Here is a 12,904-nt window from a genome sequence, read left to right as displayed (position 1 = left end):
CCTAATTCACTCTCTTTCAAGGGCTAATTGCCATTAGCCCCTACAACTGCTCATGCTAATTTTTCGCAAACCATTTCTGTTTGACTATAAATATAATGCCAATCAATAGTAGAAAGACAATTGTAGACTCCAATTCGTAAGACGCAATAAATTGCGTCTCTACGGAAGACTACACTCATCAGAAGTTGTCTTAGCCAACGTATGTTTAGCCGAGGAAGGAGTAAAACAATTCACTAAATAATATATCAACATTATGACCTCAGACGAATTTGCCAAGAACTTTTACCTTGAAAAGCTAGCGTTTTTAAAGTCTTGCTTTCAGGCACAACCCGAACAGCCTTCGGCTGTAAATGTCAAAATAAAAGAAATGGCACTGACAGAGCTTCAAACAGAAAAACTTAAGGAAGTGATTGATATGCTGTTAGACGATGTGTTTTACACGATCCTATTAGGCTTAGATGGTGAAAGCCCCATAGGCAACACACAACAGGTTTATAAGATATATGACCAAGATGATAATCTTATTTCCGATTGTGGAGAATTGGAAGCCAGTGCTTATGAATACTTTCATGAGGGTAAATACGAAAAAGAATGCCATTAAGTTTTAGAGAAAAATTCACATTAGGCGATTTTTGCTTCATCAAGTAAAAAATATCTGACTTCATTATAGGATGTGCGAAAATTGTCGTATCTTTGTCTTATGAATTAGGTTTCAGCAGCCTCGACTACTGACCGTTAATTACTTAATAATGAAAACATTTCTAAGTATTATTACTATCCTTGTTGCTCTTACGAGCTGTCAGAAGGATGACACTCCCAAAGTATCCCCTCCCTCCAAGAACCTCAACACCCTAATAGGTTATTGGCTGCGAGAGAATACCTCTTCATGTGGAGAAGAGGAGGCGCTGCTTTTTACAGAGACACAGATAGGTTGGGTACCTCTGCAAGAAAAGACTTGCCTATTAGCCTATCCAAAAATCATTGAATACACTTACAGCCTTAAAGAAGAAGGGAAACTTGTGGTGGCTGAACAATCTGCTTCTTGGGAATATTCCTTTCAGAACGGACATCTCCTATTAAAGAAAGATTCCACTGTCAACTCCTACTCCTATAAGCGCATCACAGCCAATGAGTATCATAGGTTTATCAGCGAACATCAGAAACGCCCCTAATCCTTAGCTCTCACACCCATGATTTCCGTTTATAAACTAAAACCTAAATTCCAGCAGCTATTGCACCCTCTATTGGTATGGCTACACCAAAGAGGGGTCTCCGCCAATGAGATTACCATAGTGGCTATTGTGTTTTCCTTAGGAATCGGTGTGCTCTTTTGGGAGGCTTCTGAGGTACCACTCTTCTTTTTGGCGCTACCCATAGGGCTCTTGATTCGCATGATTCTCAATGCCCTTGACGGCATGATGGCGCGTGAATTTGGGCAAAGCTCTCGCTTAGGAGAGGTGCTCAATGAGATGGGCGATGTAGTTTCCGATGTATTTATTTTCTTCCCTTTGCTTAAGTATCACCCTGAAAGCCTTTACTTAGTGGTGGCCTTTATTTTATTGAGTGTACTCAATGAGTTTGCTGGCGTCATGGGCAAGGTATTAGGAGGGGAAAGGCGCTACGAGGGACCTATGGGCAAGAGCGATCGTGCGCTACTAGTGGGTATCTATGGGCTACTGGCCTACTTTGGGGTAGCAATAGCGGCTTATTCCAAAGTGATTTTCGCCATTGTCATTGCCCTATTGCTCTTGAGTACTTTTATTCGTCTTAAAAAGGGACTCTATGCCACAGGATAACAAATATGCCGATGTACCACTGCGTATCAGGAGTTGGGGGGTGATTATCTGTGTTTTTGCCGCTGCTATCTCGCACCCTTACGCGATGTACCTCTTTTCCCTATGGGTGAGTTTTCAAACCCTTAGAGAACTGGGGCGTCTTTTTGCCTTCGATGCTACCCATTGGCGTATGGCCATTCCCCTATTACAAGGCATACTCCTTGTGAGCTGTCCTACTTATCCCACTTATATGATAGGAGCTGGCGCCTTGGTCGGTGTCAGCCTTATCCTAAGTCTCTGCTTAAGGCAAGTCCCCTTAGGTCTCCCCCTTTCCTTGCTGATTGTCTTGGTAGCCTACCCACACCTGACCCTCTTACGTATGGAACCCCAAGGGGTGCTATGGGTTATCTTCTTGGTAGTTGTCACAGAACTCAATGACATCTTCCAATACCTCACGGGTAAGCGCTTCGGCAAGCGAAAGATCCTGCCCAAGGTAAGCCCCAATAAAACCGTAGAAGGTTTTGTAGGAGGGCTGCTACTTACCCCGCTCTTGAGTATGGGCTTAGGTAGGTTATTAGGACTACCTACTGCGTTACCTACTTTAGCCTTAGTGGGGCTGGCTCTTAGTTTTTTCGGTTTTTGGGGAGATGTAAGTTTTTCCTACCTCAAGCGGCGTGCAGGCGTAAAGGACACGAGTAGCCTTATCCCTGGACACGGAGGTCTCTTAGACCGTATAGACAGCTTATTGTACAACTGTATTTGGTTTTACTTATGGATACGATAAGACCTTTCCACAACTGTCTGCTCCTCTCAGGTGGAGGTACCCGCTTTGCCTTATACAACGGCATGTATGCCGCACTACGCGCCTTGGGCAAAGCCCCTGACTTACTCATTGCCTCATGTGGGGGCGCCTTTGCCGCTTTGGTAATCAATGCTTTTGCTACGGACAAGGAGCGGAAAGCCTATTTGCAATCGGAAGAATTTTACGAGTTTATCAAAAGCCTGTCCCTTACTCCTTATAGCAAGCTACACCGCTTGGGAATTTTAGCTTTGCAAAAGCGGTATGACAAGCGCCGAGCTCCCTTGGTAGAGGATGTATATCAGCGCTATTTGGTGACTATGCGGGAAGAGCTTTCCTCTCTGTTACCCTCTTTGGCACAGGTGTCTTTTTCAGCTACTTTGCCTACCATTGTCATAGGAGCAAAGATGCTGTTTGCCCCCCATGAGTGTGGCAAGCCCAGAGGTGAGCGAAAACTATACCAAGAAGTGCTCATGACTGATCCCATGACCGCCCAGAGGATAAACCTCTCGGCTATAAAGCATACCGAAGCCAACTATACCCATTCGGCCATAACGGCTGACATACTTATCGAGACAGAAATGCCTATGCTCACAGCTGCGCGGATTTCTATATCGGATATGTTCTATGTAGCACCTGTGGCTTACAAAGGTGTCTATTATGCAGGCGGGGCTATTGACCTTGTCCCTATGGAGCTGGCAAGTGCTCTTTCAACAAACGTTATTGCTGAAGAGAAACAAGCCTACTCCCCTACTGAAGAGGCCTTGGTGCGTGCTGTTCTTGGCTTTAGCGGCAATGAGCGGTTAGCTTCTGTGGCCTCTTATCCTGCCCAATGGATAGATACACGTGGGGCAACAACGGCACTAAAAGGTTATTATTCAGAAAAATATATTAACTGGAAGCAACTAAGCATAGGTATTCGTTTTCCAAAAGATTACCCCACTTACCGCCAGCAGATAGACCAGCAATGGGACTATGGCTACCAAACCATACTTAACACCTTTAGACCATGAATGTATTTATCATAGGAGGCACCTCTGGGATCGGCTATGCCTTAGCGGACTTCTATCAGCGGGAAGGCAACCGAGTAGGGGTATGTGGCAGAGATCTCAAGAGACTCGCTAGTGAGTCACGCTTTGAGAAGTTTCAAGCCGATGTTATAGACAAGGAACTGTTAGGCAATGTCATACGCCAATTTGTAGACACAGATACGCTCTCATTGCTCATCAACTGTGCAGGCCACTACGCCGAAGATGTAGCAGGAGAGATTACCTATGAGGAGGCTGTGGCAATGTTACAAACCAACATCATAGGTGCTATCAATACCCTAGAGATAGGGAGAGAACTCATGAGAGATAGCGGCGGGCAGATCGTCCTGCTGGCTTCTATATCAGGGATTTTGGATTATCCTGAATCGAGCCTATACACCAAGACCAAGCGCAGTGTGCTGCAAATAGCAGATGCTTATAGGCGCGCCTTGCGCCCCTTGGGTATCTGTATAACCAGCATTGCACCAGGGTATGTAGCCACTCAAAAGCTACATGATCTGAACCAAAACGACCTGTCTAAGAAACCCTTTGTGGTAAGTGAAGCACAAGCCGTAGCCGAAATCAGCCATGCTATTGCTCAGAAGAAGCCCCTACACCTATTCCCCAAGCGAATGAAGTGGCTTATGCGGCTAGTTTCGTTGCTGCCCAAGCCCTTGTTATCGCTGCTTATGTACAGAAAAGCCAAGTGGATGCAAGTGACTGCTAATTCTTGAGCTATAAATTAGGTTTTTAAGAAATAATTTTCTACTTTTGTCGCATAAATCTATTATCCCATGAATACAGGTTTTTTCAAAAGTCACGAAGGGGAAGAGTTATTCTTCTACGAATGGAATTACAAAGCAGGGCAAAAGACCCTTATTGTAATCCACAGAGGACATGAGTATGGCGAACGCTTGCAGGAGTTTGCCACGCACCCACTGTTTGCCTCCTACAATATCTTTGCTTTTGACATGCGCGGACATGGACACACCAAGGCCGCGGTATCGCCTGCTTTCATGGACTCGGTACGGGATTTGGACACCTTTGCCAAGTTCCTTGGGCAGCGCTATGGGGTACGCGAGGAAGATATCTTTGTGGTAGCCAACAGTATCGGAGGAGTCATCGTATCGGCTTGGGTACATGATTTTGCGCCACGCATTGCAGGTATGGCTCTTTTGGCGCCTGCCTTTGAAATAAACCTTATTGTCCCTTTGGCCAAGCAAGCCATTGAACTGATGCTAAAGGTCAATCCTAAGCTCATTGTAAAGAGCTATGTGAAATCCAAGATGCTCACTCGTGACCCTGAGCAACAGCGTGCTTACGATACGGATCGCTTTATCACCCGCTCTATCAATGGCAAACTCCTTATTGACCTTGCCAACGCAGGCAAGCGATTGGTGGAAGATGCCGCCGCTATCACTACCCCTACCCTACTGCTTTCAGCAGAAAAAGACTTTGTGGTGATTAACCGCCAACAGAAACAATTCTATGTAAATCTTTCTTCTGAGACAAAAGAGTTTATCACCTTGGAAGGCTTTCACCATGGAATCCTCTTTGAGCAAGGCAGAGAAGAAGTGTACAAAATCCTACAACGCTTTATCCAAAAAGCTTTCTCAACGCCCTTGCCTGCCCCTACGCTAGCCCCTGACCTCTTTACTCAAAAGGAGTTTGAAACCATGCAATACGAACTTATCCCCAGCGGAGAAAGACGAAACTACCGATTTCAGAAATGGGCATTGGGTAAGTTTGGCCACTTGAGCGGAGGTATGACCGTTGGACTCACTCACGGATTTGACTCTGGTGCTTCTATGGATTACATATATAGGAATACGCCCCAAGGCAAATGGGGGGTAGGTCGCTGGATGGATAAGAGTTATCTCAATGCCATAGGTTGGCGTGGGGTACGTATCCGAAAGGGTCACCTATTACAACAAGTAGAAAAGGCCATACAAGCCCTACAAGCACAAGGACGAAAGGTGAAAATATTGGACATCGCCGGTGGGGTGGGTAACTACCTCTTTGACATCAAGCAGCGACACCCTGAAGTGGAGATCGTCATCAATGAATTCCTGCCAGCCAACATACAAAAAGGCGAACAAATCATCAAAGAACGTGGTTATCAGCATATACGCTTTACCAACTACAGCTGTTTTGAAGCTGACACCTACCGCAAACTGGATTACACGCCCAATATCACTATTATCTCAGGTATTTTTGAGCTTTTCGGAGACAATGCCTTGGCCGCTGAGGCGATCAAAGGAGTAGTTTCTATCTCGGACAATGGTTATATCGTCTATACAGGGCAGCCGTGGCACCCACAGCTCAAGACTATCGCCTTTGTGCTAAAGAGTCACCAAGAGAAAGACTGGGTGATGCGCCGCCGTAGCCAGCGAGAATTGGACGGACTTTTCGCTCTGCAAGGGGTAAAGAAAGAAAGCATGCTGATTGATGATTTTGGAATCTTTACCGTTAGCTTGGCAGAGGTGAAGAAATAATCTAAGGAAATATGAAAATAATTTATTCCTTTCTGACAGCACTTATCCTAAGTGTGATTGCTTTTTTCCTTGCTTTTAGCCTAATAGATAATAGTTTTGCCGGACTATTTCTATTAGAAATGCTTCCTGTCACCTTTATTGTCATCATCATATATACAAAACTATTAGAGACTTTCCATGTAAAAGCGTTTAAGTATGTTGTCTTATATACTTTTTTAGCCTGCTATATAATGGTTTTTATGAGCGCTTTCCTTTTAGGCTCAGATAGTAGATGGGGTCTTGGGGCAGCCTTCCTTGATGCTCTTTATGCCATAATGAATGTATATTTGCTTATTTGCAATATAGTGATTGCACTTATTTACAGTGCCTTGTTTTTACTTTTTAGCCGCCTTTCAAGAAAAAAAGGATAGGTAAATTAGGCTTGTAGGCATAGGATCTGCAAAGAAGAAAGCCATACAAACTAATTAAGCCTAATCCTACAGCGATAAAAGTAGCGTACGGGCTTTCCCCACTGTTGTGCAGGAATCAGTTTAGGGAACTGATCCATAGTGCGCTGCACCTCTTTTCTTATATACAGAGAAGAAGCCACACAACGGACAAGCGCTACACTTCCGTCCTTTTCCACACTGAAAAGGAGGGTCGCTTCTCCCTCCAATTCCTTATAAGGACTTTTAAGGATACTTTGCTTTATATACTGAGAGAAAAAATCATAAAAGCAAGCATCTCTTTCTCTGGCATTCACGTCCTTACATTGTACAAACATAGGTTTTTGTTCCATTGAAGGGAAACAAGTCGTATTTATAGACTCCTCTTCCTCAATGCTTATTGAAGAAATAGTGTCTCTCTCTTGTGTGTATCCTATACAAGGAAATATAATCCATAAGGAGGCTAATAAAAAAATACCTATTGAAAATCTGCTACCCATAGAGAACTCTTATAATATTTCTAATAGAAATGTAAATAATAAGAATGTTAAATAGAATAAAAAACAAAGATAATATCCTTCTTACTTTACAGATGAAAAATATAAGGAAAGCTACAATAGCTATGGTAGGAATATATATAGACAAAATATAGTACATATAATCATTCATATATTTCTTCAAATAACAAAGATATAAGAATAGAAATAACACAGAAATAATATCTGCTATAACGAGAAATCTATAAATTTTTTTACTATATTTTTTTAATTTCATTTTTTACGTACTATAAGGGTTTGATATTTCTTCAATGATCTATTCCCATACCTTCCCAAAAGGAATAGTAATTTTAGAAACTGTATTTGTTTTATTATCAAAAGAATAGGCTTTTATTTTTCTTATTTTCTTGATAGTTTTCAGCACTAAAGTATCACACTCTTCGCAACCAGTGGTTTTACGTATAATCCTATCTTCCATAATTTTCCCTTCTTTAGAGATAAGAAAACATACTACATATTGTCCTTTAAAAGTCAAAGAAGTATCCGAATGGTTGTATTTTAGAAAATCCTCATAAGCTTGCTCTGAAGAAAACAAACGGGTAGTGTTATCAAATAAAGTATTACCAAAAGGATAGACTTTCCCTCTCTTTGTATGCCATAAAGGCTTATACATCCCATTCTCATATATATGCTCTATTAATAAAAGTCCCTCTACATCATATAGCTTGCCATTTTGTGCTTTTATATCATAAGAATGGAGTATAAGTATCAGTATGCTGATTAAAATGCTTGTGTGTCTCATTCCTACTCAAGTTTTTATACTTAAAATCTTTTCTCCATAAGTACCTCACCCCTATATATCTTTTGATAACGAAGGAGTTGTTCCTCTTTGTAATAACCTATATAGTAAGCGCGTTCCTCTTGGTATGCTTCGGCGTCCTGCTGACTTACCTCATCATATAGGTAGGTTGGGCGATTCGTTTCTTGTTTGTGCAGGTCAGAGCAGCTAAGGAAATAACGTAGTACGATATCTCCCTTATACAAATAGAGTTTTTGCCCACTCATGGGGATTTCGGCAAAGACTCTTTCTTGTTCAACGGGGGTAATGGGCATTTTAGGTTCAAAAGAGGGATCAGCGTGGAAGACGTATTGAGGAGCAATATGTATTTCTGAACTTTTTACTTTGAATAGGGTACGCTCCCAACTATTCCCCAATAAGAAATACTGAAAGCCGTCTTTTTCTCCGCAATACTCGTAGGTAAGTAGGGATTGCAAGGGAAAGGCTTCGGTGGCTTTTCGCTCTTCTGGGGAACTTTTGCAAGAGAATAAGGCTAACAAAGGGGCTAATAAGGTCATTTTTTTCACAGAATAAGCTTGCTCTTAAAGGTAATGTAACTCATTTAGTTGGTTTTCTAAAAGTAATTCCATAAAACTTGTTATTCCAGAACAATTCTGTTTTCTTTTCAGTCACTGATGCTGGGATACATTGTTCTATGGCGTTCAAATCAACTGTTTTGCCTTCGAAATAGGATTTAGAGAAGATGCTTTTCTTGTATTGGGTCTCCACAAAGTCGGCTGTCTCATCAGCAATAAGCAATTTGCTTCCTGGTTTGGCAACTCGGAGCATTTCGCTCATGGCAAGGGCTTTATCGTTGAAAAAATTGATGCCTCCGATGTGAAAAACAATATCAAACGTGTTATCGGCAAAAGGTAATTCCTCGGCTGGGCACTGCACAAGGGTAAGGTTTGTTTTCTTTTGCCACTGCTTTTTACATCTTTTGAGCATTCCCATCGAGATATCAGCCCCTACAAGGTTTATCGTTTTCAAATCAATCCCTTGGGGTAGATAACGCAAGTCCGCTCCTGTACCTATGGAAACATAAAGTACCGAAACAGCATTCTTCCATTCCAAACGGCTCATCAATTCCGTACGCAGGCGGTCAATGGCGTTTCCATACTTGAGTTTTCCTATCCATTTTTCTCCAAAATCATAAAAGAAAGACATCCAATCGTACATTTTCATATATTTTTGATTGTCTCCACTGACAAAATGGTCATTCATACAGCAAAAAATACCATTTTCTTGTTTTACATCTTCTATTTTTATTTCAGATTTAAATATTTGAGATATATCTTTCATTATATTTATATTATTGAATTACCTTTTCTTAATCAAAACATCTCCTTCACAAAGCCAAAGGGGTTCATTTTCTATCTTTAACTCCTCCCACCATTGTTTTTCTTCTGTTTCAGCATCATCTACAAGACGAAAATTAGAAAAATCTGTACGAGGCGATGGCAACACAATAATCCTCTCTATAGCTACGGGTTCCAAATGATAAGTATCCGAAAGTTTTTTGAGAAACAATAGCTGCTCTAACTCCTTTTTATAGCTTACAAGTGCTTGTTTCTCCTCTTGCAAAAGAGAAACTTCTTTAAGTTGATGAATTGTTTTCTGAAGTTCGTCTTCTATAAGTTGTTTTGCTGTTTTCATTCTTTAGTAAGTTCATCAACCATTGTAATAAGTTTGCTCAAAGTATTAAAATTGCGCGTTGTAGCTACTATTTTAAGTCTCTTTTCCACATAATTGTTATTCAATTTAGACCTTGAAGCATCCTTAGGAAGGTATAGATATATTTTATCACCCACTATAGCCAATTCTTCTCCATCAAAAGTTTCTTTCTTCAACTTTTCTACTAAATCAGGTGCTAAAACACTATTTGTGAGCGTAAAAAATACCCGAGCTATATCATAATTTTCTCCTATAAAAGGATTCATATCAAGCATTTCCTGTACTTCCTTACGAGTTGCTACAACAGTTGATAAGTCAGGACCTATATGTTCTTTTATTAATTGGGAGACTTTGGGGGCTATTTCATTACGTACTTTGTCAGATAAGAACACTATATTTCCGCTTTGGATATAAGTGCGTACCCCTTCAAATTCTGAGGAGAGTAATTCTTGTAAGTCTGCCATTTTGGGAATTCTGTTTTTCCCCGTAGGCATTACTCCTCTCAATAAAGCTATATAAGGTTTTTTGTCTTTTGTTTTCATCATTACAATCCATATTTAGTCCAGCCCCCATCGTGCCTTTGACATTCGTCAATTCGCCACTCACCCTCTTTTCTGATGATAAGAAAGCGAAACTGACAATTATGTCTGTCTTGGGTATAGAGGTATATTTTATTCTTGGTCAGTGTCTCAGTATCGATAATTTGATGATCGCCATAGGTGCCGCCTTTATCTAAAGAATAACTAATTCCCTCAGGGCGATAGCCCGCACGACGCTTATCGGTACAATACTTTTGGAAGAGGGCTTTGCATTTCTCCCTTACCAAAAGATCCCCCTCTTTGGTATCATCATTCTTGGTAGCGAAAGTCTCCCACTGGGTCATTGCCGTAAAGAAGTCCAAAAGCAGTTGTTTTACTATAGACAAGTCATCAGAAGGAGGCGCCGCTGGTTTCTTCTTTCCTGAGGTGCGTTGGGCTTGTTCAAAGGCTTTTATCTGTTCCTGGGTAAAAGACTTGTCGAGGTAGAAATTCACCTTGTTGTAATGTGCCACAGCCATGAGTCCTTCAAAAGTAACCCGCGTTCTCTTTAGCGAAAGAGATTTTAGGCGTGGTACTTGTAAGACGATTTTCAGGGTCTCATCAGTTATGGGGCAACCATCCAGTGAGATATGGTCAATAGGTTTGCTGGCAAAGTACTTAAAGCCTTCGCCTGTAACTTGCTTATTATCTTCTAAGAAAAGGAGTTTTAGCTTAGGCAAAGTCGCCAAGTACTGGAGGGCTTCATCGGTAATAGTGGTATTGATAAAGCCCATATTGACCAAGGACTTTACTTGTACGATTTGTGCGACCATCTCGTCGGTTAGGGCGACATCTTTGTAATGATGTCCCTTGCAAAAGCGCTCCTGGGTTACTTCCTTAAGAGCTGCTTCTAAGGTAATGGGGGACATAATAGTTTTGAGTTTTGAGTTTTGAGTTTTGAGTTTTGAGTTTTGAGTTTTGAGTTCTAAGTTTTGAGTTCTAAGTTTTAAGTTCTAAGTTTTGAGTTCAGGGGGCTAAATTTTAATTATCTCACAGCGGCTTGATTTGTCGCCTATTCGCACACGAGTATGATCACCTCTATTGGTTATTATTGGCTTGTATTTTTGGTTCATTGTTCTAATTATTAGTTCCAGCTATCGCCATTGTAATGTTGGGCGTACCTATCAATTTCTTTTCTCAAGCATTCATATTCTTCCTTATTGTATAGCTCATATGTTACTCTAATATCTCCACGAATTGTACAACTATATACACCTCTTATGTTTCCGAGGGCTACTCTTTTTATTTTTCGCATATTCACTTTCTTAAATTTGTAACTGCTGCCTATATACAAATAGTGTTCTTCAAAAAAATAACGAGGAGGTACCCCTACTCTCCTTCTAATTCGCTCTACCCGATTGAAATCATCTTTTGATAGCTTGCTTATTTTCTCAGCCCATAACTGAATCATTACTTTATTATTTTTAGTATTCAATACAAAACCAACTATCAGAAATAGAATTTCAATTACTACCAAAGATAAAAATTCATTAGAATCTATCGCTATTTTCACCATCATAAAGAGAGAAACTGCACAAAAAATAATCCCAACTCCCATCTCACGTTTGTGTTGCTTTTTAAGATTTTTTTGCAATTCTTCAATATAGTCAAAACGTATATCGGGCAGGTCATCATAAGAAAAGTTAGGAGACAATTCACTTTTCGTCTTTTTGTAAATAGAATAGACTTTCCAAATGATTAGAGATGTTATTAATAATAAAAGTCCATTAGCCCCTAAAAGAATGGTAAAATCCGACATAGTGCTTTATTATTTTTCATTGTTCTGCCTGCTTTTTGTATGCCGAAATCTGTCCTTCAAAGTCTATTTCTTTTCCCAAAAGATGTCGGTAATAGCTTGTGAGTATCATAGCCGACATATCATCGGGGTGTTTGACACCTTCGTCCAAAAAGAACTTCACAAGCTCGGGGTTTCCACTGCGAATCCACTCATTGCGAATGCCCATTCCTGTTCCAAAGTAGGTTTCTATTAGAAATTCACTCTCGGTAAGGGTCTTTGCTTTTTCTTTATCCTCTTTCTTAAGAATATGATCCAACATTTGGATACATTCTGTTAGGTTTTTAGGTTTTTCTTTTTTCATATGGGTGTTTTTTATTTATCCAAAAGCAGCAAAACTAATGACTCACATACAAAAGTAATGAGATATTTCATATAGTTACTAAACATTTAGGCTATATTTTTTAGCATACTCTTTTAGAGTTCTTTCAGCTAATGGATTGATATCTTTTAAAAATTTGTCATATTCCTTTTGAGCCTTCTCCGTATACCCATGTGCTCCATAAAACACCAATGCTCCAAAAGGGGGAAAAATGGAGTCTGCTGAATAGAAAATTTTCTCTACACTATTATATTGTTTAAAGAAAGGCAGTATATATTGTTGTATATCTTCCTGTACTCTCTTAATCAACTCTTGTTCATTGGTATTTTCATCCACTTCATACCACAAATCATTTCTACCACGCAATTTGTTAATCGTTTTACGGATAATACAAATAGGTTCTGTGGGATAATCAGGCACTTGTCCTGTATGCTTAAAGTCATAATAGCCCAACCAAAATTTAGGTTCAAAAATCCCTATATTGATACGAAATCTAATATCGTCTCTATTGCTATAACTGCTTTTCTGTATATTGATGATATGCCCTACCTCAACAAGCCTGCGATAATAGTTCAAGGCTTTCTTTTTAAAAGAAAGAGGCTTTAACAAGGGCGTAAAACCTTCTTTTACAATCGTATCGAATTTAGTTTGAGTAAGGGTTTTCATTTTCTAACTATT

General features: G+C 40.3%; 18 protein-coding genes. 8 read left to right on the top strand and 10 right to left on the bottom strand.

The window, feature by feature from the left end:
• Nucleotides 1–253: 253 nt before the first annotated feature.
• From HMPREF1154_RS02685 to HMPREF1154_RS02650, 8 genes are all read left to right on the top strand, one after another.
• Nucleotides 254–601 carry a hypothetical protein gene (locus HMPREF1154_RS02685; RefSeq protein WP_009640999.1) on the top strand — a complete coding sequence of 116 codons (348 nt, stop codon included), beginning with the start codon at nt 254–256 and terminating at the stop codon, nt 599–601.
• A 148-nt stretch (nt 602–749) separates the two neighbouring features.
• On the top strand, nt 750–1,172 hold the full coding sequence (locus HMPREF1154_RS02680) for a hypothetical protein (protein WP_009641000.1): 423 nt from the start codon (nt 750–752) through the stop codon (nt 1,170–1,172).
• Nucleotides 1,173–1,190: 18 nt separating this feature from the next.
• Entirely contained in the window at nt 1,191–1,796 is a 606-nt protein-coding gene (locus HMPREF1154_RS02675; RefSeq protein WP_009640981.1) for a CDP-alcohol phosphatidyltransferase family protein, read from the top strand.
• Nucleotides 1,783–2,559, top strand: coding sequence for a phosphatidate cytidylyltransferase (locus HMPREF1154_RS02670; protein ID WP_009640994.1), 777 nt, complete (start codon nt 1,783–1,785; stop codon nt 2,557–2,559). Before HMPREF1154_RS02675 ends, HMPREF1154_RS02670 begins: the two co-directional genes overlap by 14 nt.
• Complete coding sequence (locus tag HMPREF1154_RS02665) at nt 2,547–3,587, top strand: patatin-like phospholipase family protein (protein ID WP_009641006.1); 1,041 nt, start codon at nt 2,547–2,549, stop codon at nt 3,585–3,587. Before HMPREF1154_RS02670 ends, HMPREF1154_RS02665 begins: the two co-directional genes overlap by 13 nt.
• Nucleotides 3,584–4,336: an SDR family NAD(P)-dependent oxidoreductase gene (locus HMPREF1154_RS02660; RefSeq protein ID WP_009640991.1), complete on the top strand. Its 753-nt coding sequence runs from the start codon at nt 3,584–3,586 to the stop codon at nt 4,334–4,336. The genes HMPREF1154_RS02665 and HMPREF1154_RS02660 overlap by 4 nt, the downstream gene beginning before the upstream one ends.
• A gap of 60 nt (nt 4,337–4,396) precedes the next feature.
• Nucleotides 4,397–6,097 (top strand): bifunctional alpha/beta hydrolase/class I SAM-dependent methyltransferase, encoded by a 1,701-nt coding sequence (locus tag HMPREF1154_RS02655; RefSeq protein ID WP_009640989.1) that lies wholly within the window; start codon nt 4,397–4,399, stop codon nt 6,095–6,097.
• An 11-nt stretch (nt 6,098–6,108) separates the two neighbouring features.
• Entirely contained in the window at nt 6,109–6,507 is a 399-nt protein-coding gene (locus HMPREF1154_RS02650) for a hypothetical protein (RefSeq protein WP_034566769.1), read from the top strand.
• Nucleotides 6,508–6,557: 50 nt separating this feature from the next.
• On the opposite strand, the gene HMPREF1154_RS02645 is transcribed toward HMPREF1154_RS02650, so the two are convergent.
• From HMPREF1154_RS02645 to HMPREF1154_RS02600, 10 genes are all read right to left on the bottom strand, one after another.
• Nucleotides 6,558–6,860, bottom strand: a complete 303-nt coding sequence (locus HMPREF1154_RS02645) for an energy transducer TonB (protein WP_009640998.1) — start codon at nt 6,858–6,860, stop codon at nt 6,558–6,560.
• Nucleotides 6,861–7,335: 475 nt separating this feature from the next.
• Complete coding sequence (locus tag HMPREF1154_RS02640) at nt 7,336–7,821, bottom strand: hypothetical protein (protein ID WP_009640993.1); 486 nt, start codon at nt 7,819–7,821, stop codon at nt 7,336–7,338.
• A gap of 20 nt (nt 7,822–7,841) precedes the next feature.
• Nucleotides 7,842–8,375, bottom strand: a complete 534-nt coding sequence (locus tag HMPREF1154_RS02635; RefSeq protein ID WP_009640983.1) for a hypothetical protein — start codon at nt 8,373–8,375, stop codon at nt 7,842–7,844.
• Between the two features lie 40 nt (nt 8,376–8,415).
• Nucleotides 8,416–9,159 carry a class I SAM-dependent methyltransferase gene (locus HMPREF1154_RS02630; protein ID WP_009640979.1) on the bottom strand — a complete coding sequence of 248 codons (744 nt, stop codon included), beginning with the start codon at nt 9,157–9,159 and terminating at the stop codon, nt 8,416–8,418.
• 18 nt (nt 9,160–9,177) lie between these two features.
• Complete coding sequence (locus tag HMPREF1154_RS02625; protein ID WP_009641009.1) at nt 9,178–9,513, bottom strand: hypothetical protein; 336 nt, start codon at nt 9,511–9,513, stop codon at nt 9,178–9,180.
• Nucleotides 9,510–10,076: a DUF1697 domain-containing protein gene (locus HMPREF1154_RS02620; protein ID WP_009640974.1), complete on the bottom strand. Its 567-nt coding sequence runs from the start codon at nt 10,074–10,076 to the stop codon at nt 9,510–9,512. The genes HMPREF1154_RS02625 and HMPREF1154_RS02620 overlap by 4 nt, the downstream gene beginning before the upstream one ends.
• Complete coding sequence (locus HMPREF1154_RS02615; protein ID WP_009640987.1) at nt 10,076–10,978, bottom strand: NTF2 fold immunity protein; 903 nt, start codon at nt 10,976–10,978, stop codon at nt 10,076–10,078. The genes HMPREF1154_RS02620 and HMPREF1154_RS02615 overlap by 1 nt, the downstream gene beginning before the upstream one ends.
• A gap of 215 nt (nt 10,979–11,193) precedes the next feature.
• On the bottom strand, nt 11,194–11,868 hold the full coding sequence (locus tag HMPREF1154_RS02610; RefSeq protein ID WP_009640976.1) for a hypothetical protein: 675 nt from the start codon (nt 11,866–11,868) through the stop codon (nt 11,194–11,196).
• Between the two features lie 16 nt (nt 11,869–11,884).
• A complete protein-coding gene (locus HMPREF1154_RS02605) occupies nt 11,885–12,208 on the bottom strand; it encodes a DUF6794 domain-containing protein (RefSeq protein ID WP_009641007.1) in 324 nt (107 codons plus the stop codon).
• Nucleotides 12,209–12,286: 78 nt separating this feature from the next.
• Nucleotides 12,287–12,892: a DUF4304 domain-containing protein gene (locus HMPREF1154_RS02600; protein WP_009640975.1), complete on the bottom strand. Its 606-nt coding sequence runs from the start codon at nt 12,890–12,892 to the stop codon at nt 12,287–12,289.
• Nucleotides 12,893–12,904 lie beyond the last annotated feature (12 nt).

Source organism: Capnocytophaga sp. CM59 (assembly GCF_000293175.1).
Classification (GTDB): domain Bacteria; phylum Bacteroidota; class Bacteroidia; order Flavobacteriales; family Flavobacteriaceae; genus Capnocytophaga; species Capnocytophaga granulosa.
Note: the sequence above shows the minus strand (reverse complement) of the source record. Positions and strands in the feature narration are given on the sequence as shown.